A 17,766-nucleotide genomic window follows, 5' to 3' on the forward strand; every position below is an offset into this window, starting at 1 on the left:
GAGAATGCATGGCAGGCAATCGAGTGAACAAATACGGCATTCTATGCCTCTTTGTGCTGATAATAACAGGCTGCAGCGGCAATTCCGCTCCCAACTCTGCCGCGATTTCAACACTGGCGGCCTCGCAAAATTGCATCAACTGCCACGAATCCACCGCGGTTTCGTCGGTAACCGGCGAGAAGATCACTACTGCATGGCAACTCTCGGCGCACAACACCTTAAGCAGCGCCAACAGTTCGGGACGCGGCGCCGGCTGCGGCGATTGCCACGAACCTGAGGCCGGGCATCCGAACAGTTGTTACACCTGCCACGGCGGTAATAACCCGGCCAGCGGCCCGCTTGTGCAGCATAATCCCGACCGGGCCGGAAAATGCCTGAAATGCCACGGCAGGGATTTCCCTGACGATATTCTCATGACAAACGCCAGCACCCATTTCCGTATCATGAAATATCGCACCAACCGTTTCACCAACGGCACAACCAACCGGCCTTCGTATGTAAGCGGGCAGTATACGGGCAGGTGCCGCGCTTGCCACAACCCCCACAATCCAACCAAGGATATGGCATACAACCGGGCATGGGCTGAAGGTGGGATGGCGGATACGAATTCCGGCGCGTTCGGCAGCAGGGATTTCAAGAGCTTTGGTACTGACCTGCCAGCAAACCAGGCATTTTTTGTCACAGCACCAGCCGCTTCATCGGGGAATTCGAACGTTGCCGGCTCAATCGGGTATTCGCCAGGATGTGTAAGGTGTCACACGACAACGGGGTTCAAAAAGTTCGTATCTTCGGGTTTCATGGACCTCAAGCCATTCGGCAACGACTTGAGCGGTCCATATACAGCATCCAGTGACCTGAGCAAAGAGGTGGTCTCCTGTGATGCCTGCCACACCAGTTACAATTTTGCGGTAAGCACTGTTCCGCAAGTCACCATATACTACAATTTCTCGGCAGCTGCCGCCGGTCCGCCTGAAACCAGAAAGTACAACAACCATCCCGTCACATTTCCAAGCATAGGGCCATCTAACGTCTGTATCCCGTGCCATGCTGGAAGAGGCAACGGCGCTATCATAAAAGACCCGGACGGAGGGGTCAGCCTTACCACCATGGGACTTAATTTCAGCAACACCAACAGCCCCAGCGGACACGATTTCAGCGGTGCTGCAATGCTGATGGCAAAAAGCGGTTATGAATTCTCCGGCAAGGAATACCGAGCGGGCATCGGCGCAGTAACTAACCACGATGCCCCCAGCGCAGGTGATGGCAGAGGGCCGTGCATCACCTGTCATATGAACCCGGGCGAACCGGAATCGCACCACTTCATGGCTGTCGAGCATGGGGCGCAATTCCCAATCATAGGCTCATCCCTGGCCTGGACCAGGCTGTACAGCGTCAGCGCAACAAGTCCTGCCGCCTTGACGATTCAAAACCTTGTAAGCAAGAGCTGTAATTCCAGTTCCTGCCATTCAGGAACCATAACAACCGGCACCCTTAACGAAGACAAGGAGGGGTACATATCCGCCCTTGCCGCCCTCAACAAATGGGTAAGACTGGTTCGCAACGTGCCTGCTAAACCCCAACTTCCGTTTAACAGTTCAACGAACAAAGCAAGGTCCGCGACCAAATGGGATTTTCTCGGTACCGGCACCGGTCCCGATCTCATGGGAGCCGCCTTTAATCTGGGACTCATGAACAATGAACCCGGCTCATACGTCCACAATCCTCTGTACGCAAAACGGCTGATCTATGACTCCATATTCTGGCTCTGCACAACGGCAACAGATCCTGCTCTCGGGACTCTGCAGTATCCTCAGGATCAGCAGACTAATGTCGCCGATGCAATTCAGTACCTGGTCACAACAACTTCCAGGACACTTGAGACCATCTCCGGGGTGAGCAACTCGGAAGTAAGTGCCACAATAACCCAGCGCCAGGCTGATTACGCCATTAGATGGCTCTACGGCACGGATCGCACTGCCTTGACTCCTTCTGGCAAACTGAAACGTCCGGGTGACGTCTGAGGCAGCGATTAAAGACCACGTAAAAAGCCGTCCGGCGTATTCCGGCGGCTTTTTGTTATCTTTACTATTCTTATTACTCCAACTGGTTACCGATAATGTTCCGAAGCTGTGAGGTAGATCAGGATGGCCGCTCAATCCGGTAGCGCAGGTCGGCACGCTGGGGAGCAGCCTTGGAGATATCGGCAAGGATCTCCTTGCGGATCTGCCTCCGTTTCACCTCGTAGGCATCAGCCTGGGGGCCGACGCCACAATAAAGTTTCTTGGCCCGGACCAGGTTGCCGTTGGCCATGGCCAGTTTGCTGGCCAGCTCTCTCACTGCCGCTTCGGCACACTTCTCGTCATTCAGCATCTCTTCCGGCGAGTAGCCATGGCTTGCCGCCCGATGCGGCATCAACTGCCAGACACCAAGAGCCCCCTTGTGAGAAACCGCCTTGCCAGACAGACCATGACCGCCGGTCTCCACCAGGGCTATTTCGGCAATGTCTATCGGAGCAAACGGTGTTCCCAGCGTCTTCAGATAACAGAGCGCTGCGAGCCACCGGGCCCGTTCAGGGTCGGTCCGACGGGCAAAAGCTGCGGCAATGGCAGGAATCTGCCCCTTGCGGTCCTCAAGGGAATTACCCTTTTCCATCACCCGGCGAATCTCCAGGTCCAGTTCCGAATCAACCGCCACGACCGGCGGTGCGGCCTGCCGGACCAGATTGTTACACGATGAAATCCCGGCTGCCATCAGAATGCCGGAGACTCCAATAATACATCCATAGATTGTTTTTCTGTTCATAAGTAAGATTTTGGTCGGTGTTATCGGCTTTGCCGGACGGCCCCTCGGACCCTCTGCTGCTCTGTTCTCTTCCGGCTGAAATCCCCCTTTCCCCTTGTAATATAAAGCAGTTATCAAATGTGCGCGTTCAGAAACGCCAAAAGGCCCCTATTCCTCCGGAGCCTTTCACTTTGCCTGCATTTCTGACAGGCTGCAAAGTTATACTTTAGATAACGTCACATGTCAAACGTTTTATTTATTTTAGTAACTCATTTCAACTAGTTAGACCCAAATTACCTTGCTTTCCCTATAAAACCACCCCCATGGCATCGGCCACGGTATGAATATCCTTGTCACCCCGGCCCGACAGGCAGGCAATGATCGCGGTATCATTCGGCAACTGCGGCGCAAGCCTGACCAGATGGGCAACCGCGTGGGAAGATTCCAGCGCCGGCAGTATCCCCTCGGTCTCGGTAAGGAGCTTGAAGCCGGCCAGGGCCTCGTCGTCGGTCACGGAAACATACTCTGCCCGTCCGGTGTCCTTGAGCCAGGCATGCTCAGGCCCGACGCCCGGGTAGTCAAGCCCGGCGGATATGGAATGGGCATGGGCGATCTGGCCGTGGCTGTCCTGCAGAAGATAGGTCATATTGCCGTGGAGCACACCGACTTTACCGGCACAGAGCGGGGCAGCGTGCTTCCCGGTGGGGATGCCGAAACCTGCCGCCTCGACGCCGATCATCCTGACCCCGGTGTCGTTCAGGAACGGGTAAAAAAGCCCCATGGCATTGCTCCCGCCGCCGACCGCAGCAACCAGGACGTCCGGCAGACGGCCTTCCGCCTTTCTGAACTGGGCCTTGGCCTCGCGGCCGATCACCGACTGGAAATCCCTGACCATCTCGGGATACGGATGCGGACCGGCAGTGGTGCCGATGACGTAAAAGGTATCATGGACATTGGTCACCCAGTTCCGGAGCGCCTCGTTCATGGCGTCCTTCAGCGTGGCCGTGCCGGCGCTGACCGGTGTGACCTTGGCGCCGAGCAGCTTCATCCGGAAGACATTCAGCGCCTGGCGCCGGATATCCTCCTCCCCCATGAACACCTCGCACTCCATCCCGAACAGCGCGGCAATAGTGGCCGTAGCGACGCCATGCTGGCCGGCCCCGGTCTCGGCAATCACCCGCCGCTTCCCCATCCGCTTGGCCAGCAACCCCTGGCCGATGGTGTTGTTGATCTTGTGCGCCCCGGTGTGGTTAAGGTCTTCGCGCTTCAGGTAGATCCTGGCCCCGCCCAGCTTCCGGGTGAGATTTTCGGCAAAATAGAGCGGGCTCGGCCTGCCTACATACTGTTTCAGGTAGTACCGGAACTCGGCCCTGAACTCGGGATCGTTCCGGTATTTCCGGTACGACTGTTCCAGTTCCATCAATACCGGCATGAGTGTCTCGGGCACATAGCGTCCGCCGAATTTGCCGAAATGGCCTTGTTTATCGGGTAGTGACATACTTAATCCTCAATGTTCGAAAATCGTTCAGCATCGCTGCTGATACTCGGATGGCGACATACTAGCAACATTGCGCGATCAAAGCAACCGGAGTAATGACGGTTGAGATCCCCGTCTCGCTGTCATAACCGGCCAACTACCGCTCCGGAATCTGTTTTGCGCCGCATTTATTGTCTAAGAATTATTTAAGATGACCGGGATACTGTCGATATACTCTTTCATGGCCACAAGGGTCATATCAAACTTCCGGGAGGGAGAACTAAATGAAGAGATCTGCTGTAGCTGCGACCGGACTGCTGTTAGCCATATCAACAACTGCAGTAGCCGCGGAATTCCAGCCGATGGGAGCGCTAGGCATCGGCGGCGCAGGGGTTGCCCGCACCTACGATGCGAATGCGCCTTACTGGAACCCGGCTGGACTCGCATTTAACGAAAAAGACTTTTCCAGCAGGATCGACGTCAGTGTCGGGATCAAGGTCAATGACGGCCTGGCCGACAACGTGGACCGGCTGGACAAAATAAACTTCGACAACATCAAGCAGATTTCCGGAACAACTAGCCTCCAGAACGTTACCGATACCATCAAGGCAATCACCATTCTGAACGATATCAAGGCAAAGAAAGGGACCCTGGGCATAAACGGCAACACGGTTCTGGGGTTCCAGTACAAGCATTTCGCCACCGGCGCGTTCGGAACCATCGAAGGGTTTGCGCAACCGCAACCCGACACCGTGAACATTGTTCCGCAAAGCGGCGTCAATACCCCGGTCACGCCAACCGAGTTTGCGACCCCGTTTGCCGGCAGTCCGGCATCGTCGGTCTTTTTCTCCGCCAATCAGCGCTCGACTATCGATACAGCCCTGCTGGCCAACGGCTTCAGTGCCGGCCAGGCACAGGACATCATTAACGGCACCGATGCCAGACTGGCCGGCTCCGGGCTTTCTTCCCAGGCCGTTGCCGATACCTTGATCAACCAGGTGACCACGATCAACTCAGCGACTGCCGCCAACCTGCTCGAAAACAACACCACTTCGGTCCTGACCCGCAGCCTCGCCTATATCGAATTCCCCTTCTCCTATGGTCTCCCCTTCAACTTCGGTTCCTGGGGCGTCCTCGGCATCGGCGGCACGGCCAAGGTGATTGCCGGCCGGGTCTACCAGGCCCAGACCTTCCTGCTGCAGGACAATAAATCGGTCAGCTCCAGCGATATCACCAAGGACATGACCAAGAACTTCAAAGACTCGGTCAATGCCAGCTTCGACCTGGGGGCGCTCTGGCGCTACAATAAGATGCTGAACATCGGGATCGTGGCCAAGAACCTGACCGCACCCGAATTCGACGCCCCGGACCTCAAGAAGAAAGACGGGTCCTTCGACCGGTCCGGCGGCAAGGTAAAGCTGGCGCCGCAGGTGAGATTAGGGGTCGCGATCGATCCGTATGAGTGGCTTACCCTGGCGGTTGACCTGGATCTTACGGAGAACGAAACGGTCCTGAGCGCCGACAACTTCAAAAACCGGCACATCGGTGGGGGCCTGGAGTGGCACCATTTCTCCTGGATCAAGCTCCGCGGCGGGATGTATTCCAACCTTTCCGACGGCGGGATCGGGCCGACGGCAACGGCAGGCCTGACGCTGGGAAGCAAATGGTTCAACATGGATGTCGACGGCGCCTATGGTCTGGAAACCGCTGAATACGACGGGAAATCCTATCCACAGGAAGCACGGGTCCAATTGCAGCTGAATCTATCGTTTTAGAGGGGATGACAAGATCGTTAAACCATGAAACCAACCGGATGAATCAAAAAACGCCCTGCAGAAAAATCTGCAGGGCGTTTCCAATCAAATTCCCTTTGCGGCCCTGATAAACGCCCGGATCTTTTCCGGGTCCTTCCTGCCGGGCGCTGCCTCAACGCCGCTGGAGACATCTACGGCATAGGGATGGACGATATCAAGGGCATCCCGGACATTTTCCGGGGTCAGCCCGCCGGCAAGGATGATCGACCGGCTGCCGGAAAGTTCGCGCGCCAGAGACCAGTCAAAGCTTTTGCCGGTCCCGCCGTGGGCGTCCGGCGACCAGGCATCCAGCAGATACCCGGCCACCTGGTAGCGGGAGAGCGTTGCCAGGGTCGCCGCGTCCTTCACCCGGAACGCCTTGATCACCCGCCGCTTGATCTCGGGACAATAATCCGGGGTTTCGTCACCCTGGAGTTGAACCAGGTCAAGACCGCAGAAATCGGCCACCCAGTTGACCCGCTCGCTATCAGCGTCCACAAACAGCCCGACAGTCTGCACGAACGGGGGCAGTTGAGCGATGATCGCCGCTGCCTTCTGCGGCGAGACATTACGGGGCGACTTCTCGTAAAACACGAACCCGAGGCTATCCGCACCCGCCGCTACCGCAACGAGCGCATCTTCCAGCCTGGTTATCCCGCAGATTTTGACTCGAACCATATTCTCGATCATTCAAAAGTAAAATTAAACCAGCTAGCGTCCAATTTTTTGCAAGATCAAGGCTGTCGAGGGGATGCGCGGAGGCGTAGCAGCGCTACGCCGCACAAGGAGCCCCGAAGACTTACGCAGATATTGCGAAAAAGTGGTCGTTATTAAAACGATACTTTCGGCAGATGCGCTAATGATTCCTTAATCGCCTCTTCCGGATACTCATAATCCTCCAGCTTGCCGCTGAAATACGCGTCATACGCCGCCATATCCACATGACCGTGACCGGAGAGATTGAACAGGATCGTCCGCTCTTTCCCCTCTTCCTTCGCGCGAAGCGCCTCGTCGATGGCGCCGCGGATGGCGTGCGACGACTCCGGCGCCGGGATGATCCCCTCGCTCCGGGAAAAGAGCACTGCCGCCTCGAAGCAGGCGTTCTGCGGGACTGCCAGGGCCTCTACCACCCCGGCGTGAACGAGCTGCGAGACCAGCGGCGAAGCGCCGTGATAGCGGAGCCCTCCGGCATGGATCCCCGGCGGCATGAAGTCGTGACCCAGGGTATACATCTTGGCTATCGGCGCCATCTTGGCGGTGTCGCCGTAATCAAAGCCGTAAACACCCTTGGTCAGGGTCGGGCAACTGGTCGGCTCCATGGCCACGATCCTGATATTCTTGCCGTTGGCCTTGTCGGCCACGAACGGGAAGCCGATCCCGGCAAAGTTTGAGCCGCCACCGTGGCAGCCGATTACCACGTCCGGATAATCGCCGGCAATGGCAAGCTGTTCCTTTGCCTCCAGGCCGATGATGGTCTGGTGCAGGCAGACATGGTTCAGGACGCTCCCCAGGGCGTAACGGGTATCCTCGCGGGTTGCCGCATCCTCCACCGCTTCGCTGATGGCGATCCCCAGGGAACCGTTGCTGTCGGGGTGCGCGGCCAGGATGGAGCGGCCGGCATTGGTCCGGTCCGACGGGGAAGCGATCACCTCGGCCCCCCAGAGCTGCATCATGCTCTTGCGGTACGGTTTCTGGTTGAAGGAGACCTTGACCATGTAGACCGTACACTCGAGGCCGAACATCTGGCAGGCCAGGGCAATGGATGAGCCCCACTGGCCGGCCCCAGTCTCGGAGGCGATCCGCTTGGTGCCGGCGATCTTGTTGTAGTATGCCTGGGGAACCGCGGTATTCGGCTTGTGAGAACCTGCGGGCGAGCCCCCTTCATATTTGTAATAGATCTTTGCCGGGGTGCCGAGAGCCTTTTCCAGCCGGTGGGCACGGAACAGAGGCGACGGACGCCAGAGCCTGTAGATCTCGCGGACCTCGTCCGGGATGTCGATCCAGCGATTCGGGGAGACTTCCTGCTCGATCAGCCCCATCGGGAACAGGGGGAGCAGGTCGTCCGGGGTCACCGGCTGGAGGGTACCGGGATGGATCACCGGCGCCAGCGGCCCGGGCATGTCCGGGATGATGTTGTACCACTGCTTCGGAATCCGGTCTTCATTAAGCAGGATTTTCGTGTTCATGGCTTTACCTCGCTATGTAATGTTTACCCTAACAGTTCCTGAAGCTTCAAACCGATATCAGCTTCCCGCACCAGCGATTCGCCGATGAGAAATGCCTTGGCACCCGCCCCTTGCAGCCGCTCGATATCGGCCCGGTTGTTGATCCCGCTCTCGCTAACGATCAGCCGGTCATCCGGCACCATACGCGCCAGTCGCTCGGTAGTGCCGAGATCGGTGACAAAGGTGTGGAGACTGCGGTTGTTGATCCCGATCAGCCCACAACCGGTCCGGAGCGCCATCTCCATCTCCGGTTCATCGTGCACCTCAAGCAGCACGTCCAGTTGCAGCTCCCCTGCCAGTCCGGCCAGGTCCTGCAACTGCGACAGTTCCAGCATGGCGGCGATCAGCAGGAGCGCATCGGCACCGGCAACGGATGCCTCGTAGACCTGGTACGGGTCAAAAATGAAATCCTTGCGCAGGAGTGGCAGACCGACCTGTTCACGAATGAGAGCGATGTAGCGGAGGTGGCCGAGAAAAAACTTCTCGTCGGTCAACACCGAGATGCAGGCGGCGCCGTTATCCTGGTAGGTGGAGGCGATGTCCAGCGGGTCGAAATCGGGCCGGATCACCCCCTTGCTCGGGGACCCCTTCTTCACCTCGGCGATGATGGCTGTCCAGCCCGATGCCGCGGCATCATGCAAGGCGCGGCCGAACCCGCGGGGCTGATCCTCACGGTCGGACAAATGGGCCTTGAGATCAACGAGCGGCATGGCCGATTTTGCGGCAGCAACCTCGTCGCGCTTATAGCTGACAATTTTCCTGAGAATATCCGGGGTATCGGTCATATCACTCTTTCGTCATGGCAACGAGCTTCTCCAGTTGCTGCAGAGCGCTGCCGGAATCGATAGCTTCAGCGGCAAGGGCGATACCGGCCATCGGATTCGACGCCTTTCCGGCCGCCATCAAGGCATAGGCGGCATTGAGGAGCACCACGTCGCGCTTCGGCCCCCGCTCACCGGAAAGGATGTTGCGGACAATGACGGCATTGCCTTTGGCGTCGCCGCCCCGCATCTCATCCATTGAACAGGACGGGAAACCGAACGATTCCGGCTTGATCACCGTTATAGTAACACCATCCGGGGTCACTTCGGCGATCTTGGTCTCCGTTGTCAGCGTGATCTCGTCCATGCCGTCACGGCCACACACCACGAATCCGTGCCTGCATCCGAGGCGCTGCAGCACCCAGGCGAGTTTTTCCACCAGCTCGTCGCTGTAAACCCCCATCACCTGGCAATCGGCACCGGCCGGATTCGTCAAAGGGCCGAGGATATTGAAAATGGTCCTGATCCCGATCTCGCGGCGCGGGCCGATGGCATGCTTCATGGCGCCATGCAGGGCCGGGGCGAAGAGAAAACCGATGCCGATATCGGCAATGCACCGCTCGACCACTTCGGGAGTAACGTCAAGGCATACCCCCAGCGCCTCCAGAACATCAGCGCTGCCGCAGATGGATGAAACCGAACGGTTGCCGTGCTTGGCGACCTTGACCCCGCAGGCAGAGACGACAAAAGAGACCGTGGTCGAGATATTGAATGAGTTGGTGCAGTCCCCGCCGGTCCCGACCACGTCAAGGATCGTCTCCTGGTCGATGTTGATCTCGTCCCGGTCGATATCGAGCACGTTCCTCCCCACCCGGATCGGTGTGGCCCTCTCCCGCATGACCTTGGCAGCCCCGGTAATCTCGTCGACGGTCTCACCCTTCATCCTGAGGGCGGTGATGAATGATCCGACCTGCGCCGGGGTGGCGCCGCCGGACATGATCTGATCCATCACCTCGATCATCTCGCCTTCAGTAAGGTCATGCCGCTCGACAACCTTTGCTATCGCCTTTTTGATCATGGACGGCCCTCCTCGTTCCTTGCCGGCCAAACCTCGGCCGGAAGCTGGAAGGTAACAGTTTCAGCCTGAAAAATCAAGATATCCCAATAAAGGACGTTGAATGAATTGTTCTGTCTGTGGAGAAGCGAAAACAGGGCTACCGCAATTTGTCCAGAATCCGCAACAGACCGTCGAGAATGGTAACGGGATGGGGTGGGCAGCCGGGGATATAGAGATCGACCGGCAACAGGGTGTCAACGCCGTTGCAGGCCTCCGGCGAGTCCTTGAAGGGACCGCCATTGATGGCGCAGGCGCCGCAGGCGACCACGATCTTCGGCGCCGGGATAGCCTCGTAGGTTTGCAGGAGCGCCTCGCGCATGTTCAGGGTCACCGGACCGGTCACCCAGAGGCCGTCGGCATGGCGCGGCGATGCGACGAACTGGACCCCGAAGCGGCCGAGGTCCCAGCCGATGGTGGAGAGCACGTTGGTATCCGCCTCGCAGGCGTTACAACCGCCGGCGCTGACCTCCCGGAACTTGAGCGACCGGCCGAAAAGCTTGACCAGATCCGGGACCAGCGGTTGGGCAAAGGTACGCTCAACACCGGGCCTGACAATGAGCTGTTCGCGACTATTGGCGGCAAGCGCCGGATCATTGCTGAAGGTTACTCCCTTGCCTGCTGCGCATTCGGCACAGAACAGGCACTTCCCCATGTCGAGCGCCATCCCCCCCTCGCAGGAGATCGCCCCGTAAGGGCACGAACCCGCTGATCCCCCGCAGGCATCGGCGGCTTCAGCAGTGAAGGATGGATAGCCACGGAACCTTTCCGGCATAGCCACTGGCTCCCGGGGATACCGGGTGGTCCGATGGCCCTGTCTAAGGCGGGCTAGGATCGCATGGAGCATGGAGTATCGTCCTTTCCGTCGAACATCGACATGTTACAGATCATAACCGCAGTACGAAAGATTGAAACTCTTGTTGCAGAGCGGGAAATCCGAGATCTGCCCCCCGCGCAACGCCATGGCCAGCCCTTGCCAGTTGTGGAACGAGGGATCGGTCACCTTGTAGCGCCTGAATCTCCCGGTATCGTCGGTAATCGCCACATGGCAGATTTCGCCACGCCACCCTTCGGTCAGGGCAACGGCAAGCATGTTGCCTGCAGGCTGGGCAGCCTCCACGCGGTTACTGCCTGCCGGGAGCTGCCGGAGCTGACCGGCGATGAAATCGATCGATTTCTGGGCTTCCTGCCAGCGCAGGACGGTCCTGGCACAGACGTCGCCATGAAAACCGGTTACCACCGGTATCTGCGCCATCCGGAAAATACCGAACGGGTTGTCCTGCCTAACATCGCGCTTGATGCCGCACGCCCGCGCCGGAGGGCCGACCAGGCCGAGTTCCGCCGCAATCTCACCGGACACCGTTCCGGTCCCTTCCAGACGGCTCATGACCGACGGGGTGCACCAGAGCAGTTCGACGGCACTGGTCAGGTCGCTACGGGCAACTTCCAGCCGGTTGAGCAGGTCGTTGCGCTGTTCCGCGGAGAGGTCGAAGAGAGTCCCTCCGGGTGTGAGCAATCCCCGGCCGAAACGGCTGCCGCAGAGCACTGCCGTCATGTTGAGGAAATCGCCCCTGATCCGGCCGCAAAAGGAGGCTGTCGGCAGATATCCCACGTCGCCGGCAATGGCGCCGAGATCGCCGGTATGATTGGCAAGGCGTTCCAGTTCGAGGGCAATCCCGCGTATCGCCTCGGCGCATGCCGGGGTTCTGGTCCCGCCGAGCGACTCGACAACCATGCAGTATGCCTGGCCGTGACCGATGGTGGTGTCACCGGCAATGGTCTCCATCTGGTGGATGGTCCGGAGAGAGGGACCGCCGATAAGCGACCGCTCTATCCCCCGGTGTTGAAACCCCAGTGATATCTCCAGGTGGAATACCAGCTCGCCGTGACACTGGAACCGGAAATGCCCCGGTTCGATGATCCCGGCATGAACCGGCCCGACCGCCACCTCGTGCACTTCATCCCCGTCAACCTGGAAGTAATCCATTACCCCGACCTTGATCGGGTCGGCTGCGGAACGTCCCCAGGCATCGCGGCCGCTCACGAACGGCCGGTGAAAACGGACCGGCTTGAACCATGGATGATCCTCGAACCGGATGCCGCACTGCTCGGCGATCTCGCGTTCGAACAGCTGCACCTGGCTGCAGTACCTGGCTATTGAGAGGAAACTATCCCCCTCCACAACGGTCTTCATCACCCCGAGCTGCGCCTCGTCGTTTTTCGCCAGCAGGCAACAAAGAACGGTCCGGTTTCCTTCCGGCAAGCCGAAATAGGAGACCACGCGCCAGCGACGATCGGTACAATCGACAATCGTCTGCAGGAACCGGTCATTGCCGCTCTCCGGGATATCGGACCAGGGTATCGAACTGCCGTTAAAGAGCGTGGTCAGGTTCCCGGTCATGACCGCACCTCCAGAAGGGCAGCGCCGTCACGCAGCAACTGCAGCAGGAATTCCGGGGGCCAGACACCGAGAAGCAGGACCACCAGCATCATGAAGAACGGCGGACCGACGGTCAGCAGCCGGTCCCGGTAGTCGGTCGGCTCCAGGTTCGGTGTAGGTTCCCCCATCACCAGAGGAAGGACCGTGAGCGCCATGCCGATGAATACCACGGTCAGGAACAGCAGAAACAGCCCGCCGACTGCGTATTGTCCTTCGATAAAGGCGCTGCTGACAATGGAATATTCGCTCAAAAACGGAGAGAACGGCGGCGAACCGGTAATGGCAATGAACCCGGCGAGAAAGAGCCCTCCGGACCAGGGGAGACGGGTCAGAGCGCCGCGCACGACATCGGTGGTCTTGTGGGAGTAGGAACGGTGGATATTGCCGGACGAGAGGAAGAGCACCCCCTTGGTGAGCCCGTTGTTCAGCAGGTGAAACAGTGCACCGAACAGCGCCCCCTTGCCCAGCCCCAACCCGATTGCCAGGATGCCGACATGCTCGACGCTGGAGTAGGCCAGCATCCGCTTGAAATCCGCCTGCCGCGCCATGAAGATGGCGGCAATGGCCATGGAAAGAAGCCCCATGCCGATGAGCGCTTTTTGAAAAAAGATCACTTCCGTTACCGACGCCAGGCAGATCTGATAGACCCGGAGGATCGCCAGAAACGCGCAGTTTACCAGCCCTCCGGCCAGAAGCGCGCCGACCAGCCCGGGCGCCTCGCCGTAGGCATCCGGTTTCCAGGTGTGCAGTGGCGCCAGCCCCATCTTCGACCCGTAACCCACGAGCAGGAAAATAAACGCCGCATGGAGCCATCCCTGGTTGAGCTCCGGAGCGGAAAACATCAGCGGCCCGAGCAGCAGGGTGGCCTCGCGGTGGGCGACATGGGTCGAATAGGCGAGGAACAGCAGCCCCAGCAAGGCAAGGGCAATACCGACGGAACAGATCAGCAGGTATTTCCAGGTCGCCTCGATGGAGCGGGCATTATGGTTGAAGTAAATGAGCGGCGCCATGGTCACGGTCGTGGTTTCCACCGCCACCCAGAGCAGTCCCAGGTGCTGGCAGATCGTCACCAGGGTCATTGCCGACAGGCAGGTCAGCAGCCCCATGCAGAGAACCCGGTTGGAGCGTTCCTGGCGATACCCCAGATAGCCGACCGCATAGACGGCGCAGACCGTGAACAGGAGGGAGATGCAGAGCAGCACGATCTTGCCCAGCGGATCGAGCCAGATCCATCCCCCCGGCGACTGGGGAGGAGCATTCCCGAGCAGCCAGGCGGTCATTGCCAGATGAGACAGCCCCACAACCGGCAGGACATAGGGCCGCACCCGGTTATCCGGTATTACCCAGGCAATCAGAGCCCCCAACAGCGGGATAGAAACGAAAACCGAGAGAATCAAGCTACTCCTCCTTCAGGGCCTGCAGGCGAGAGGTGTCGATGGAAGAGAATTCGCGGCTGATATGGTTAATGACGATCCCCATGACAAAGATTCCGACCAGGAGATCCAGGAGCGCGCCGGCCTCCACCATTACCGGCATCGCCTCGGTCAGAAGCAGGCCGAAGATGAAGATGCCGTTCTCCAGCACCAGATAACCGATGACCTGCGATATCGCCTTTTTGCGGGTCGTGAGGACCAGGAAACCGGTCATCAGGGTGGCGATTGAAGCAGGCACGAACAACAGGTCCTGATGTTCCGGCGCCAGCGGCAGTTTAAGGGCAAAGACAAACGCCAGGGAGGTGAAGACAGCACCCAGGACCAGGGTCGGCACATAGCCGAGAAACGGTTCGATCTCCCTCTTGATCTGGGTCTTGCGCACCGCATTGTCGATCAGATAGGGGATGATGACCCCCTTGGCCAGGATGATGCTCACCGTGATGGTGGCCAGGTGGAAGGAAAACGGATGGATTATGCCGGGGAGGATGCCTAGGACCACCCCCTGAACCGCGACCGCCCGGATACAGAATGCCATCCGGCTCGAACCGAGCAGCACGAAGTTGATCAGCATCACCAGAACCAGCAGTTGATCGGCAAAGGAACCCATAAAATCACCTCAATGTCAGCAGCAGGGCAAAGGCCGACAGGATGGTCGCGGCAACCAGGAGCTGCGGAATGCGCACCAGGCGGAGCCGCGCCATGACCGATTCGACCACGCCGATGACCACAGCCAGTACCAGCATGCAGCCGATGAAGATCCCCCAGTCTGCAAAGGATTGCCCGGTCTCGATCGGCAGGGCGATATTGACGAAGATCGCGCCGAGTATGAACAGCTTCATGGCCGCGCCGTACAGGATGTACCCGAACGCCGGACCGCTGTGGTCAAGGACCATCACCTCGTGGATCATGGTCAGTTCCAGATGGGTATTCGGGTCATCGAACGGAATCCGGCAGTTTTCGGAAAGCAGGATAATGAAGAGCGCCCCTACCAGCAGGAGCATGGTCGCCCCGGCGCCGAGCCAGGTCGATGCCGTGGCGTGGGCCAGCATGCCGGTAAGCGACAGCGAACTGCTCATCCTGGCCAGGGTGATCAGCGCAAAGAAGAGGGTCGGCTCGGCCAGGCAGGAAAAGGTCACTTCGCGCGCCGCGCCCATCCCCTCGAAGCTGGAGCCGGTATCAAGCGCCGCCGAGGTGGTGAAAAACCGGGCCAGCCCGAAAAGATAGGCGAACAGGACCATATCGCCATTGAACGATACCGGGGCCTGGTGATTGCCGAGCGGTACCAGGGCGGCAGCCACGACCGTTGCCGCGAGGGTGACGACCGGCCCGGCCCGGAATACCCAGGTAGTGGTCTCACTGAAGACCGACCCCTTGCGAAGCAGTTTGGCAAGGTCGTAATAAGGCTGCAGGTACGGTGCGCCGACCCGCCCGGCAAATGCCGCCTTGGTCTTGCCTATCACCCCCAGCAACAGTGGGGGCATGAGAAGCACCAGCAGACAATGGATGATGGTATCGGTCATTGCGGTCAGTTCCTAAAATCAGATTTGCGCGAGCATCAACAGACCTTCCACCCGCAGCCGCTCAATGCGGCAGCAGCATCAGCACGAAAAGAGTAGCAAATATGTACAGCATGTAAATATGCAGCTGCCCGTGCTGCATCCGGCGCACCAATGAAAATACGTAGCCGAGCTGCACAAACATGGGGGTCAGCAGGCGATCGAGAATCGTTTCGGTTATTGCATATCTGAACAGCGCCGGTCCTGGCATGACCGTCTCTGAAACCGGATACTGGCGCCTGGTGCCGGCTATGCCTCCGAGGAAGTTTGCCGCGGTCTCGGAGAACGATGTTCCGGTGTACTGCATGCGCGAGGTCGGGGCCAGGTAGCCGCACCCCCAGGTGCCGGTCGATGTCTGCGGCATCCTGATCCGCATTCTCCGGTAAACCAGCCCTGCCGCCAGCACGAGGACCAGCAGCACGCCGTTGACCACCGAGATGGTTACCAGCGGGACCATCCCGGTAAAATGCGCAATCCGGTGGGGCTGGACCCCGCCGAAAAACGCCACCACCGGTTCGACCAGTTGCATCATCAGCGGCGCAAAAATTCCGGCAACAAAACAGAGCAGCGCCAGCAAAGCCATCGGAGCGACCATTGCGTCGGCGGTCTCGTGAAAGTGACCGTCGCCCGCCGACCGCGGGGAACCGAGGAAGATCATGCCGAACAGCTTGACAAAGGTGATCACTGCCAGCCCGCCCACAATGGCAAGCAGCGGAGCGATCAGGGCCAGAGTCGGCGTCGGGGTGTCAACCGCATTATTGAAGGCGCCGAAATACAGAAACAGCTCCCCGACAAAGCCGTTGAGCGGCGGCAGGCCGCAGATGGCCAACGAACCGATCAGGAACAGGGGGGCGCTGCGTGGAAGCCGCCGGCTGAGTCCGCCCATCCGGTCGATCTCGCGGGTGCCGGTAGCGTGAATCACTATGCCGGAACCGAGAAAGAGGAGCGGCTTGAACAGCCCGTGATTGATGACGTGGAGGAAACAGCCGAACAGGCCGAAGACAATCAGCCCGGTATTATTGCTCTGCAGCCCGACCAGGGCCATCCCCATACCGATAAAGACAATGCCGATATTCTCGATGCTGCTGCAGGCAAGAAGCCTTTTCAGGTCTTTCTGTACCGAGGCCAGAGAGATCCCGGTCACGGCCGATATTGCCCCGAGAAGGAGGATCAGCCAGCCGAACCAGTCCGGTGTGCCGGAGAAAAACGAGACCGTCCGCAGGATGCCGTAAACCCCCATTTTCAGCATTACTCCGGACATCATGGCGGAAATGTGGCTCGGCGCATTGGCATGGGCGCCGGGGAGCCAGATATGCAGAGGCATGATGCCGGCCTTGGCGCCGAAGCCTATGAGTGCCGCAACCAGGATGGCTATGGCCGGCGCGGCATCGGGTGAAAGGAGATGAAGAGCCGGGAACAGGAACGAACCGGTGGTTGTCCGCAAAAGGGAGAACAGCACAAACAGGGCCATCGTGCCGGTGTGCGTGGCGAACAGATAGACGGTCCCCGCCCTCTGGACGCCGGGGTCGCGCTGGTCGGTGGTCAGCAGAAAATATGCCGCCAGCGCCATGACTTCCCAGGCCATCAGCAACAGCACGCCGTTACGGGCCAGCAGAACCAACGCCATGGCTGCAGGGAGCAGCCCGAAGAAAAAGGTCAGCTTTTTTTCCGAAGAACGGTTTTCCCGGGCAGGCCAGTATGCCGTGGCATAGACGGCACAGCAACCGGTTGCCAGGAACAGCGGCAGGAGAAACAGGGTAGAGAGTGGGTCGGCGGAGAGTTCGCAGCTGCCGAAAGGGAGAGGCCAGTCAATGAGATATGTTTCCGCCACGGCGCCGGCCATCATCCATCCGGCAGCGCCGATCCCGAGGAGAGAGGCGAGGACGGCCAGTAAGGCCGCAATCTTCTGCCCCGGTCCCGGCTTCGCGATCACCAGGCCGGGTACTCCCGAGAACGCCAGAATCAGGATGGCGGTCAGCACCCAGGCGACCGGCCCTCCAGTTGTGTGACAGCTAGCAACCATGTACTGTTTCCGTAACTAACGAACATCTATATGTCAATTGTACAGAGCGAAAGGAGATTAAGACATTAAACTTACGTTCACCACAAAAAAAGTGATAACACATAAAGAAATAATATGGTATAAGTTTTTATACGTCAACAACATTTTCCGACTTGTAGGGGTG

At 59.0% G+C, this 17,766-nt stretch carries 14 protein-coding genes; 2 read left to right on the plus strand and 12 right to left on the minus strand.

Annotated features, from left to right (window positions below; all coding sequences use genetic code 11):
- The first annotated feature begins 8 nt into the window (after positions 1 to 8).
- Complete coding sequence (locus tag OR1_RS03565; protein ID WP_052440233.1) at positions 9 to 2,021, plus strand: cytochrome c3 family protein; 2,013 nt, start codon at positions 9 to 11, stop codon at positions 2,019 to 2,021.
- A 118-nt stretch (positions 2,022 to 2,139) separates the two neighbouring features.
- Here the strand turns inward: OR1_RS03565 and OR1_RS03570 are convergent, their stop codons facing one another.
- Both OR1_RS03570 and trpB read right to left on the minus strand, forming a co-directional pair.
- Positions 2,140 to 2,751: a transglycosylase SLT domain-containing protein gene (locus OR1_RS03570; protein WP_152609793.1), complete on the minus strand. Its 612-nt coding sequence runs from the start codon at positions 2,749 to 2,751 to the stop codon at positions 2,140 to 2,142.
- Between the two features lie 337 nt (positions 2,752 to 3,088).
- On the minus strand, positions 3,089 to 4,279 hold the full coding sequence (gene trpB, locus OR1_RS03575; protein WP_041969971.1) for a tryptophan synthase subunit beta: 1,191 nt from the start codon (positions 4,277 to 4,279) through the stop codon (positions 3,089 to 3,091).
- A 263-nt stretch (positions 4,280 to 4,542) separates the two neighbouring features.
- Here trpB and traF point away from each other — a divergent pair, with 263 nt between their 5' ends.
- Positions 4,543 to 6,033, plus strand: a complete 1,491-nt coding sequence (traF, locus tag OR1_RS03580) for a conjugal transfer protein TraF (protein ID WP_041969973.1) — start codon at positions 4,543 to 4,545, stop codon at positions 6,031 to 6,033.
- A gap of 84 nt (positions 6,034 to 6,117) precedes the next feature.
- On the opposite strand, the gene OR1_RS03585 is transcribed toward traF, so the two are convergent.
- The 10 genes from OR1_RS03585 to OR1_RS03630 all read right to left on the minus strand — a co-directional run bounded on the left by OR1_RS03585 (position 6,118) and on the right by OR1_RS03630 (position 17,603).
- Positions 6,118 to 6,729 carry a phosphoribosylanthranilate isomerase gene (locus OR1_RS03585; RefSeq protein WP_041969974.1) on the minus strand — a complete coding sequence of 204 codons (612 nt, stop codon included), beginning with the start codon at positions 6,727 to 6,729 and terminating at the stop codon, positions 6,118 to 6,120.
- A 152-nt stretch (positions 6,730 to 6,881) separates the two neighbouring features.
- On the minus strand, positions 6,882 to 8,237 hold the full coding sequence (locus tag OR1_RS03590; RefSeq protein WP_041969975.1) for a TrpB-like pyridoxal phosphate-dependent enzyme: 1,356 nt from the start codon (positions 8,235 to 8,237) through the stop codon (positions 6,882 to 6,884).
- A gap of 23 nt (positions 8,238 to 8,260) precedes the next feature.
- Positions 8,261 to 9,061: an indole-3-glycerol phosphate synthase TrpC gene (gene trpC, locus OR1_RS03595; protein ID WP_041969977.1), complete on the minus strand. Its 801-nt coding sequence runs from the start codon at positions 9,059 to 9,061 to the stop codon at positions 8,261 to 8,263.
- A 1-nt stretch (position 9,062) separates the two neighbouring features.
- A complete protein-coding gene (gene trpD / locus OR1_RS03600; RefSeq protein ID WP_041969978.1) occupies positions 9,063 to 10,115 on the minus strand; it encodes an anthranilate phosphoribosyltransferase in 1,053 nt (350 codons plus the stop codon).
- Between the two features lie 136 nt (positions 10,116 to 10,251).
- Positions 10,252 to 10,998 (minus strand): NADH-quinone oxidoreductase subunit NuoB, encoded by a 747-nt coding sequence (gene nuoB, locus OR1_RS03605; protein WP_041969979.1) that lies wholly within the window; start codon positions 10,996 to 10,998, stop codon positions 10,252 to 10,254.
- Positions 10,999 to 11,031: 33 nt separating this feature from the next.
- A complete protein-coding gene (locus OR1_RS03610) occupies positions 11,032 to 12,552 on the minus strand; it encodes an NADH-quinone oxidoreductase subunit C (RefSeq protein ID WP_041969980.1) in 1,521 nt (506 codons plus the stop codon).
- Complete coding sequence (locus OR1_RS03615) at positions 12,549 to 13,985, minus strand: proton-conducting transporter membrane subunit (protein ID WP_041970072.1); 1,437 nt, start codon at positions 13,983 to 13,985, stop codon at positions 12,549 to 12,551. The genes OR1_RS03610 and OR1_RS03615 overlap by 4 nt, the downstream gene beginning before the upstream one ends.
- A 4-nt stretch (positions 13,986 to 13,989) precedes the next feature.
- On the minus strand, positions 13,990 to 14,631 hold the full coding sequence (locus OR1_RS03620) for a hydrogenase (RefSeq protein WP_041969982.1): 642 nt from the start codon (positions 14,629 to 14,631) through the stop codon (positions 13,990 to 13,992).
- Between the two features lie 4 nt (positions 14,632 to 14,635).
- On the minus strand, positions 14,636 to 15,544 hold the full coding sequence (locus OR1_RS03625) for a respiratory chain complex I subunit 1 family protein (protein WP_041969983.1): 909 nt from the start codon (positions 15,542 to 15,544) through the stop codon (positions 14,636 to 14,638).
- 61 nt (positions 15,545 to 15,605) lie between these two features.
- Positions 15,606 to 17,603, minus strand: coding sequence for a proton-conducting transporter membrane subunit (locus tag OR1_RS03630; RefSeq protein ID WP_041969984.1), 1,998 nt, complete (start codon positions 17,601 to 17,603; stop codon positions 15,606 to 15,608).
- Positions 17,604 to 17,766: the final 163 nt, after the last annotated feature.

The organism is Geobacter sp. OR-1 (genome assembly GCF_000813145.1).
Classification (GTDB): domain Bacteria; phylum Desulfobacterota; class Desulfuromonadia; order Geobacterales; family DSM-12255; genus Geoanaerobacter.